General features: G+C 66.7%; 4 protein-coding genes. 2 read left to right on the forward strand and 2 right to left on the reverse strand.

Annotated elements, in window-relative coordinates; genetic code table 11:
• Positions 1-81 precede the first annotated feature (81 nt).
• Together QHF89_RS49680 and QHF89_RS49685 are read right to left on the reverse strand one after the other, a co-directional pair.
• On the reverse strand, positions 82-294 hold the full coding sequence (locus QHF89_RS49680; RefSeq protein ID WP_136973406.1) for a hypothetical protein: 213 nt from the start codon (positions 292-294) through the stop codon (positions 82-84).
• Positions 295-519: 225 nt separating this feature from the next.
• Positions 520-1,440: a hypothetical protein gene (locus QHF89_RS49685; protein WP_136973405.1), complete on the reverse strand. Its 921-nt coding sequence runs from the start codon at positions 1,438-1,440 to the stop codon at positions 520-522.
• Between the two features lie 252 nt (positions 1,441-1,692).
• Here QHF89_RS49685 and QHF89_RS49690 point away from each other — a divergent pair, with 252 nt between their 5' ends.
• Together QHF89_RS49690 and QHF89_RS49695 are read left to right on the forward strand one after the other, a co-directional pair.
• Entirely contained in the window at positions 1,693-2,478 is a 786-nt protein-coding gene (locus tag QHF89_RS49690; protein ID WP_136973404.1) for a hypothetical protein, read from the forward strand.
• A gap of 98 nt (positions 2,479-2,576) precedes the next feature.
• The coding region (locus tag QHF89_RS49695; RefSeq protein WP_284722019.1) for a hypothetical protein at positions 2,577-3,230 on the forward strand (654 nt) is incomplete at its 3' end.

Below are 3,230 nucleotides of genomic sequence, written 5' to 3' on the forward strand. Positions count from 1 at the left end.
GAACCCTGAACAGCCAGAGCGTCGCTTCGCTCCGATCACGATGGCGCGAAACGGGTGGTCACGATGGCGCGAAACAGGTGGTCACGATGGCGCGTAACGAGCGGTCACGATGGGCGGGATGCGCACTGCGTGGTAGGCGAGGGCTTGCGAGACGAGCGCGTTGAGGTCCCGCGTCTGCGAGCGCTCCGTGGCAGCCACGACAGAATGGATCACGAAGCAGATCGCGATGATGACGAGGGTGACGACGGGCCACCTCCGCGCCTCCATGTTTTCGTGGGTGATGGGGAGGATCATCGTGGAAGCCGTGTGCCTCGTGACCGGAGGGTAGGGCAAACAAACCGGGATTTTCTCCTCCCCGGCGCCTGCGCTGGGAGGCCTATGGGAGCTTTCACGATGACGAAGGTGATGGTCCCCATGCGTGACGGGGTGAAGCTCGAGACGGTGATCGCCTCGCCCGTCGACGCGAAGAAGCCATGACAGCTTCGCCAAGCCCGCGCCCGTGACGCTTCAGAGACGCTGTCAGAACCCCCAGCGCACGCCGAAGCCCGCCTGCAGGACCGCGGGAGCCATGCGGTAGTACCCCACTTCGTTGCCGGCCAGCGCGGTGAAATAGAGCTGATAGAGCCCCTGCGCGGCCGGCCGCAGCGCGACGCCCGTATCGAGCACGAGGCGCCGCTCGGTCGTCGCGAGCTCGTTGCTCACCAGCCACGCGCCGTGCAGGGCGACGAAGAAGCGGTAGGGATACCCTTTGACGAACGTGCCGTCGAATACCACGTCCATCGCGGTCTCGAACGTGACCGAGCCGCCCTTTCCGCCGTAGTTGCCGCACGTCACGGCGTCCGTGGTGCACGTGAGCACGTGCAACCGAGTGACCAGTGCCACCGTCAGCGCGTGGATCCCGAGCGCGACGGTGGAGTCGCCGCGCAGCGAGAGGCTATTCAGGTTCACGAAGCCCGGGTGCCCTTTGGACGAGTGGTCGCTCTCGTGCTCCACCGCGAACGCGCCCGCGAACGCCGCTTTCCGTGCGCCCAGCGTTACCTCGCGACGGTAGATCGCTTCGATGGCAAGCCGGCCGCGCCAGTACTCCCACGGGACGGCCTGCGTCGGCGACGTGTTGTGCAGCTCGATGAGCGCTGGCAGTTGCAACAAGAATCCCGTGCCCGCGAGCGCACCCACGATGGGCATGCGCGCCCCCACTGCGCCGCGCAGTGTGTCCCGCCAGCCCAGCGACGCGACAGGGGCGTCGGGGCTTGCGGACAGCATCCGCGCGTCGGACTGCGCCTGCGCCGGGGAGGCCTGCGTCGATGCAGGGCGCACGACAGGCTGCGCCGAGGCCCGCGCCCCGCTCGACACGAATGCCAACAGGAATGCCACGCATCGCACGATGGATCGGTTTGAAGAAACGCATTTGTGGGAAGCTTTACGGCCGGCGGTCGTCATTGTTGCGACTTCTATACGATCATGACCCCGTCTCGTGCAGCGTTCGGCTCCATGATGCCTCTGGATGGTTTCTCACTCAACGCTCGCTCGGACGAGGGTGCGCATGGGCGGCACGAACGCCCCCCACCGCAACGCCCAGCACCCTCCAGCCTCCATGCACGTTTTTGTCGTGATTACGCGAACGCGGCGTCCGTCCCACCCTCCGCTACAACATCCATGTCCCCCAGGTTTTGCCTGGGAGGAGGAATCCACATGTCGCGTTCGTTCTCTCCGACCCAGCTCGTCGCTTTGCCCCGCATGACGGCCGTCTCCACCGCTCGCCTCCTCGCCGAGCTTCTCGAGACGGCCTCCCGTGAGCCGGGGCTTCCCATCGCCATCGCTGCCGATCGCAATACACTCGCCGTCACGCACGAGACCCTCCAGGTGGAGCTCGGCAAGCGCGTCTTCGCGGAGGGCGAAGCGTCTCCGGTCGTCGCCGTCGCCGATCGTGTCGAGGACAATGCGTTCGGCGCGCTTTCGGACTGGCTCCTCTCTTTCAAGCGATTGCCCGTCGAGCGGTACCCCGCGGCCGCGGACGCCGCGAGGGTGCACGACGCGCTCTTCGGCCAGGGCCTCGGCTTCCTGCGGCTGCGCGCCGCCGACGAGTGGCAGGAGGCCGAGACACGGATCCGAATCCTCATGGAAAAAGGGTTCGACGTCGTGATCGCGAATCTCGGAGGCAAGCCGTTTCTGGACGAGCTCATCTTCGCGCACACGGCGTATGGGGAGGCGCTCGGGATCACGAAGGCCCGGCCCGCGTCCGATCCGCATAGCTTGGGCAAGGCCCAAGGCGAGGCGCTCGATGCGCTGCGGAGCTACGTGCTGCGCGTCGCGGCGCACGTGCGGGAGAACGACCCCGCCACGGCGGCGCTCGCGGAGAGGCTGCTCGCGCCGCTGGCGGTGTGGAAGGGCCGGCGGCCGAAGAATCGGCGAGGCGCTGCGGCGAAGGAGGCTGCACGGGTGAAGGCGCCGGAGGAGGCGGTGATCCGGGTCGAGTAAGCGGTCCGCAGAGGGCGGCCGAGCGGGAGTTGCTTTCGTGCTCGGCCGCCCCCTCCTTCGCTTGTCGGTTGCTCCAGGTCGATGTTACCCTCGGGCAAATGGAGTCCGATCCCGCGGCAGAAAACACTGGTGGGCTCCTCTCGTCGCCCGAGCCCCTGTGGTACAAGTCGGTCCAGTTCGGCAAGGATGACGTTGCCGAGGTACCGGAGGGGCAAGCCAAGGCGCTCATGCGAATTCCTCGCGCCGATATCAGGAGCATCTCCCTGTCCTGGGGCAATGTCAGCGAGCGTCTGCCGATCCAGATTTGTTTCGGGCTCGTGTGCATTGGCATCGGGGCCGGCTGCGCCTGGCGTTTATTTGAGTGGCTTGTGTATGGCGGCGTCATACCGTACCTGCTCCCAACGGGCTGCGCCTTCGCGGGCCTGGGAATTTACGTGCTTGTATCGGCCTTGCGGCGCGGGTATTTCCTGCGGGTGCAGACGGAGCGCGAGGTCCGCAAGATCGTTTTCGCGAAAGGGGCCGACCCCGAGCGGATCGAGTGGCTCCTGAACGAGGCGAAGCGCACGTTCGTAAGCGCCCGGCCAACTACATCTTGGAGCCCCCGCGCCAGCCGTTCACTCTGCCCTCGACGCATCTGGAGGACGGATGGCACGGAGGACGGCGAAGCAGTGGGCTCGGCTGGTCGCGCGCTGGAAGCGCAGCGGCCTGAGTGCGGGGGAGTTTGGCGCGAAGGTAGGGGTCGACGCGCACAG

Origin of the sequence: Polyangium sorediatum, assembly GCF_029946465.1 — a bacterium.
GTDB classification, from domain to species: Bacteria; Myxococcota_A; Polyangia; order Polyangiales; family Polyangiaceae; genus Polyangium; species Polyangium fumosum.